Source organism: Halomonas sp. AOP7-B1-5, from assembly GCF_052353045.1.
Classification (GTDB): Bacteria; Pseudomonadota; Gammaproteobacteria; order Pseudomonadales; family Halomonadaceae; genus Vreelandella; species Vreelandella colorata.
The window spans coordinates 22,439-28,727 of the sequence record NZ_JBQTDC010000042.1 but is presented as its reverse complement, the minus strand read 5'-3'; the positions used below and the strand labels follow the sequence as shown (position 1 = coordinate 28,727).

5 protein-coding genes are annotated in these 6,289 nt (G+C 56.3%); 2 read left to right on the top strand and 3 right to left on the bottom strand.

Annotation, left to right across the window (positions count from 1 at the left end; translation table 11 throughout):
* Positions 1-264 precede the first annotated feature (264 nt).
* Positions 265-2,166 (top strand): sensor histidine kinase, encoded by a 1,902-nt coding sequence (locus ACT3XD_RS16610; protein ID WP_225736272.1) that lies wholly within the window; start codon positions 265-267, stop codon positions 2,164-2,166.
* Entirely contained in the window at positions 2,159-3,541 is a 1,383-nt protein-coding gene (locus ACT3XD_RS16605) for a sigma-54-dependent transcriptional regulator (RefSeq protein WP_192539274.1), read from the top strand. Before ACT3XD_RS16610 ends, ACT3XD_RS16605 begins: the two co-directional genes overlap by 8 nt.
* Here ACT3XD_RS16605 and ACT3XD_RS16600 read toward each other — a convergent pair.
* From ACT3XD_RS16600 to ACT3XD_RS16590, 3 genes are all read right to left on the bottom strand, one after another.
* Positions 3,517-4,188 carry a metal-dependent hydrolase gene (locus ACT3XD_RS16600; protein WP_192539273.1) on the bottom strand — a complete coding sequence of 224 codons (672 nt, stop codon included), beginning with the start codon at positions 4,186-4,188 and terminating at the stop codon, positions 3,517-3,519. The two genes, ACT3XD_RS16605 and ACT3XD_RS16600, sit on opposite strands and share 25 nt — an antisense overlap.
* Before the next feature lie 104 nt (positions 4,189-4,292).
* A complete protein-coding gene (locus ACT3XD_RS16595) occupies positions 4,293-4,847 on the bottom strand; it encodes a gamma carbonic anhydrase family protein (RefSeq protein ID WP_192539272.1) in 555 nt (184 codons plus the stop codon).
* 75 nt (positions 4,848-4,922) lie between these two features.
* Complete coding sequence (locus tag ACT3XD_RS16590) at positions 4,923-6,263, bottom strand: sodium-dependent transporter (protein WP_192539271.1); 1,341 nt, start codon at positions 6,261-6,263, stop codon at positions 4,923-4,925.
* Positions 6,264-6,289 lie beyond the last annotated feature (26 nt).

Here is a 6,289-nt window from a genome sequence, read left to right as displayed (position 1 = left end):
GCTCAGGGCCGTCTTGGCAAGGCCTTTTTTGAAGAAGTCTGAAAAATCGGCTGACAGCTACTGATGCAAAGTAATTACGGGTCCTGGGGAGCCCTATACTCCGCTCTACTATAGCGCTTACTCACTCTGGCAGGTCAGTTCATCAACTTGAGGGTTAGCGATAACCTACCTTACTATGAGTTTTACCCCCTTAAAGGATGTTGAGCGCATGAACTACTCACCGCTTCGCCAATGCGTCTTGCACGCTCAAAGCAGCCCAGCGCTATGAAACACTGGCGCTGGAAAGGGGTATGGCTTGCGGCAATTGCGCTAGGATTGATCCTCACCATGTGGCAAGCCGCGCGCTTGGCACGTGAACAAGCCATTTCTAGCCTTCAGGATGACGCCGAAGATGAGCTGCGCCTTTCAGCCGCCAACCTCAACGGCTACCTGCTGCGTTACGATTATCTGCCCCAAATGTTGGCGACTCGAGAAGGCGTTCAGCGGTTTTTAGCCTCGCCTGAAAGCCAGGACCCAATGCCGCTCAATCTACTGCTGGATCGTTTTCGTTTTACCGCCGGGGTTTCCGATGTTTACCTGCTCGACCGTACGGCAACGACCATAGCCGCCAGCAACTGGCATCGCCAGAATACCTTTATTGGGCATAACTACGCGTTTAGAAGCTATTACTCGGAAGCCATTGCCGGTCGGCAGGGGCGATTTTACGGGTTAGGCACTCAGTCACTGGAGCGCGGCTACTTCTTCTCAGCCCCTGTCTGGCTTGATGATACCTCTCCCGATGCCCAGCCCGACGGCGTCATGGTGATTAAGGTCTTGCTGGATGAGGTCGAAGAGGGCTGGGCGGAGCAAGATGCCGAGCTCCTGGTCACCGATAGCGACAATATCATCTTCATGGCCAGCCGCCCGGAACTGCGCATGAACGCGCTTTACCCACTTAGTGATGATAGGCGCGATGCACTGCTGGCAACGCGCCGCTACGCTATGGAGCCATTGTCACCGTCGGGTATTAATATCGAAAAGGCTTATGGACCCGATAGTGCTTTGGTGAGCTTTGCGCATGGCCCACTCACTGGCGCCCGTTATTTAAGCCTCACCCGACCAGTGGCAGAGTTCGGCTGGCAAATGCATATTTTAAAACCCTTAACGCCGGTTATCAGCGCCCAATGGATCGCCGCACTAATGGCGGGAGGGCTTTATGGAATCATTGCCCTGGGTGGCGCGATTGGGTGGCAGCGTTTGCGCTTACGCCGTGAGCGTGAAGCGTTTGCTGAACGTGAGCGGCAAACGCTTGCCCTCGTTCGCGATGAGCTGGAGGAGAGTGTCGAGCGCCGCACGCGTGACTTGGTAGCCAGCAACCAGCGCCTTTCGGATGAAATCGAAGAGCGCCGCCGCGCAGAAGCCAACCTGCGCCAAACTCAAGATGAGCTGATTCAAGCCGCCAAGCTTGCCGTCCTTGGGCAACTGGCCGCCGGGATCAATCATGAGCTTAACCAGCCGCTGGCAGCGATTCGTGCGTATGGCGAAAACGCCCGGCGCTTTCTGGCGCTTTCCCGGGTTGATCAGGCCGACACCAACCTGGAACAAATTGTTGAATTAACCAAACGCATGGCCGATATCAGCGCGCAGCTTCGCCAGTTTTCGCGCAAGAGTAGCGAGCGCCAGGAGACCATTTCCGTCCAGGCGTGCATTGAATACGCGCTGCGTTTGTTTCAAAGCCGCCTGCGTGAGGAACGTATTCACGTCGAACAACAGTGGCCTGACGACACGTTATGGGTCATCGGCGATTTAGTACGCCTTGAGCAGGTGCTGGTGAATCTGATCGGCAATGCGCTCCATGCCATGAAAGAGACCCCTAATCCGACGCTCACGCTGAGCGCCACGCTTACCGGAAAGCAGGTAACCATCAGCGTGATGGATAACGGCCCTGGCATTAGTGAGCAGCACATGGCGCAGATTTTTGAACCCTTTTTCACCACTAAAGCACCTGGAAGCGGGCTAGGACTGGGACTTTCCATCTCTTCGCGTATCATGGACGATCTTGGCGGCAAGCTTCAGGTCGTGAAGCGTGAACAAAGTGGCGCATGCTTTACCATCGCGCTACCGTACTCACCGCCCGCTCACTCACATGCCCTACACCCTATAAAAGAGAACAATAACCATGCATGAGCCGTCGACACTGCCGGTCATGGTGATCGACGACGAGCCCCATCTGCGTATCACCGCCAGTCAAACGCTTGAACTTGCCGGCTACACGCCCTACTGCTTTGAAACCGCTGAGCAGGCGCTGGCCGCACTGCCGGAGGATTTCCCGGGGGTGATTGTCAGCGATATCCGTATGCCCGGTATGGGCGGCATGGAATTACTTCATGAGCTGCACCACCGCGACCCGACCCTGCCGATTATTCTGATTACCGGCCATGGTGATATTTCCACCGCTGTTGAAGCCATGCGCGCCGGCGCCTGGGACTTTCTCGAGAAACCGTTTGCCGGCGATCAGCTACTCGACGTAGTACGCCGCGGCATAGAAAAGCGCCAGCTCAGCCTGGAAAATAATCGCCTTCAAGCCGAGCTGGAAGTACAGCAGGCCGCCCTTGGCCCTCGCTTGGTCGGTCGTACAGCAGTAATCTCGCGTCTGGCCGCCATGATCCAGCGCATCAGTCAGGTAGAAGCCGATGTGCTGCTGTTTGGTGAAACGGGAACGGGGAAGGATTTGGTCGCCCGTGCGATCCATGAGCGCAGCGCGCGCCGCAATAACCCCTTTATGGCGATCAACTGCGGTGCCGTACCGGAACACACCATTGAGTCTGAGCTGTTCGGGCATGAAAAAGGCGCCTTTACCGGCGCAGTGGAGCGGCGCATTGGTAAGTTTGAACATGCCAACGGCGGCACCGTGTTTTTGGATGAAATCGAATCAATGCCGCAGGCCCTGCAGGTCAAACTGCTGCGTGTGCTTCAGGAGCGCAGTATCGAGCGACTGGGCGCCAATGAAGTCATCCCGCTCAACTTGCGCGTGATTGCGGCCACCAAAGTGGACCTAAAGGCCGCCGCTGAAGAAGGTCACTTTCGCGAAGATCTCTATTACCGACTCAACGTCGTCACCTTGCCTTTACCCGCGTTGCGCGAACGTCGGGAAGACATCCCTCTCCTCTTTCAACACTTTGCGGTTGTGGCTGCGAATCGTAGTGGCCTGGAAGCCCCCAGTCTGGACAGCCATGGCATCGCGGCCCTGCTGGCTCACGACTGGCCCGGCAACGTGCGTGAATTGCGCAACCTAGCAGAGCGCTACGTGCTGTTGGGGGCGGCGTTTGATTATCGCCTAGACATGTTGCTGGAAGGGGCCGCGGCTGATACCCAGGAACCCACCCTGCCGCGCCAGGTGGAGCTATTTGAAAAGAGCCTGATCAGCCAGTCCCTTTCCCGCCACCATGGCCGTGTAACGGACGTCTGCCGCCACCTGGGTATCCCGCGTAAAACCTTTTACGACAAGCTCAAAAAACATGGTTTAAACGCTGATGACTATCGCCACAGCAGCGACCCCTGATGCATAAGCTCGACTAATACCGACCAGGGGGGCGCCCAGGGCAGCAGGGTCAAGGTCGCAATCAGCATTAAAAGATTAGACATCGGCCGTCGGCTGTCACCCAGCTTGAGCGCGGTGCCAAACGAGCGTTTCAGCCGGGCCCCTTCCAAATCGACGCTATAGATCTCATCAAGCCCTAAATGAATGATAAACCCTAGCAAAACGGCCGCACCATGCGACCATGCCATCCATGGGGGCTGAAACAAAAGATGAAAACTCAGCGCCGCCGTTAACAGCGAGCATAGCCCCGCCGCCAGCAGTGAATGCCAAATACCCCGATGCACCGTCAGCTTTGAGAACAGTATCCCCGCCAGATAGCGCACCGAGAAGTAAATGCCGCCGCAGGCGAGAAGCAGCATACCCGGCGTTAGCCATGACTCCAGCAGCATCACGCCCAGCACCAGCGAAGGCACAGAAAGAATATTAAAAATCAAACGGATAGAGCGAGACCGATCCGCATCGATATCGGGCAAAATGCCGCCGAACGCGACCAGCGCCACGATCAATATCGCCTGGGAAGAAGGCCACCACTGTGATTGCCAGCCCGCGTACGCCATTAGCATGCCGCCCGCGGTCGCTACCGTAATATGCGTGCGAAAGTTCGCCATGTCGCGGCACCCTAGAAAACTGGATAAATTACCAGACTTTTTAAGATTGCAACATGGCTTATTTAGAAAAAAGGTCGGTAGGCCAACGCTTTAGCCAACGTTAATCATAAGCATGCTTCGGCCAGGAACTGATCTTTCAGTTTTACATAGTTGCCCGCGGTGTACGGGAAGAACGCACGTTCTTTATCTTTCAAAGGGCGTAGCGCTTTGGCGGGGTTGCCCGCATATACATAGCCGCTTTCCAGATGCTTGCCAGGTGTAACGACCGCACCTGCGGCAATAATCACCTCGTCATCGACCACCGCGCCATCCATGACGATCGCCCCCATGCCCACCAGAATTCGGCTGCCCAGCGTACACCCGTGCAAAATAGCCTTATGGCCAATCGTCACGTCTTCACCAATCGTGAGCGGAAAGCCCGCCGGGTTGAAGTCGCTGGCGTGGGTAATGTGCAGCACGCTGCCATCCTGCACGCTGGTACGCGCACCAATACGAATCCGGTGCATATCACCGCGGATCACCGTCATCGGCCATACCGAGCAGTCGTCGCCCAACACAACATCGCCAATCACAACGCTGGCCGGGTCAATGTACACACGCTCGCCCAGCTGTGGTGACTGGTCTTTAAAATCTCTTAGCGCACTGTTTGTGTCTTGCATGGCACTCTCCTGATCGTCAAAGAACCTACCGGCTATCTTATAGCGGTTATACGGCGCGCCTTAGCACGGCACGGTTTATAACAGCCCGCCCAGCAATACGATAAATGTCAGCGGAATCGACACCCAACGAACCACGTTACGCCATAAAAGATAGCCGCCTTCCCCGGCGCCCAGTGCTTTCATAGCGGTAGCCCGCGGCATTACCCAGGCGGCAAAGATGGCAATCATCAACCCTCCCAACGGTAAAAACACGTCGGGCGGAATACTGCTGACCAGCTCAAAAGCATTACGCCCAAACAGCGGCCGAAAATCGGCAAGCGTTGAGAACGAGAACGCCGATAAAAGCCCCATTAGCCAAACGCTCAGCGCGACGATAGCCGTGGCGATGCTTCGCCGACACCCCAAGCCTTGCAGCGTGACAACCATTGGCTCTGCCAGATTAATCGCCGATGTCCAGGTTGCCAGCAACAGTAGCAGGAAAAATACGCTTAGCCACACTACGCCACCGGGCAGCTCTGCAAAGGCGATAGGCAGCGTCACAAACATCAGTCCTGGCCCTTCGGCCGGATCCATTCCCTGGGCAAACACCACGGAGAAAATCGCAATACCGGCCAGTAGTGCCACGCTGATGTCGAGCGCCGCCACGGCCACAGCCGCTTTAGGCAGGCTCTGGTCTTCCGGCATATATGCCCCGTACGCCATCAGTGCACAGGCACCCACCGCCAGCGTAAAGAAGGCGTGGCCCATGGCATGCAGTACCACGGTAGGCGTTAGCGCCTCAAACGAGGGTAGAAATAACCACGCCAACGCCGTAGAAAAGCCATCGGTGGTAGCGGCATAGCCTGCCAGCAGGAGTAGCAAACCATAGAGCAGCGGCATCAACAGATTATTAAGCCGCTCGAGGCCTTTTGAGACGCCAGCGGCGACTACCGTCATGGTCATAAATAAAAACAGCGAATGATTAAAAATCAGCAAGCCGGGGCTGGCTAAAAATGCATCAAAACCTGCCCCGATCTCTGCAGCCGTTGCACCGCTGAACTGCCCGTTCACTGAGGCGACCAGGAACTCGATCGACCAGCCGGAAACCACGGAATAGAAAGATAAGATACAAAAAACGGTGAATGCGCCGAAAATTCCCAGCCAACGCCAGTTAGCAGATGCCCCGGCATCCATGGCCAGTGCACCAAGCGCCTGTATTGGCCCACGGCGCCCCGCTCGGCCGATGAGAATTTCAGCCATCATGACAGGAATACCCAACAGCAGAACAAAGCCTACGTAAATCAGTAAAAAGGCCGCGCCGCCGTTTTCACCTGCGACATAAGGAAAGCGCCAGATGTTGCCCAGCCCCACTGCTGCACCCGTTACCGCCAAGATAAAGGCCCGCTTCGACCCCCAGCGCTCCAGCGTTTCGCTCATTGTTGACTCCTGCCATTGTGGGCACT

What these genes read in the sequence shown, in the direction of transcription:
- ACT3XD_RS16610 (WP_225736272.1), top strand. Translation starts at nt 265, where the DNA reads ATGAAACACTGGCGCTGGAAAGGGGTATGGCTTGCGGCAATTGCGCTA.
- ACT3XD_RS16605 (WP_192539274.1), top strand. Translation starts at nt 2,159, where the DNA reads ATGCATGAGCCGTCGACACTGCCGGTCATGGTGATCGACGACGAGCCC.
- ACT3XD_RS16600 (WP_192539273.1), bottom strand. Translation starts at nt 4,188, where the DNA reads ATGGCGAACTTTCGCACGCATATTACGGTAGCGACCGCGGGCGGCATG.
- ACT3XD_RS16595 (WP_192539272.1), bottom strand. Translation starts at nt 4,847, where the DNA reads ATGCAAGACACAAACAGTGCGCTAAGAGATTTTAAAGACCAGTCACCA.
- ACT3XD_RS16590 (WP_192539271.1), bottom strand. Translation starts at nt 6,263, where the DNA reads ATGAGCGAAACGCTGGAGCGCTGGGGGTCGAAGCGGGCCTTTATCTTG.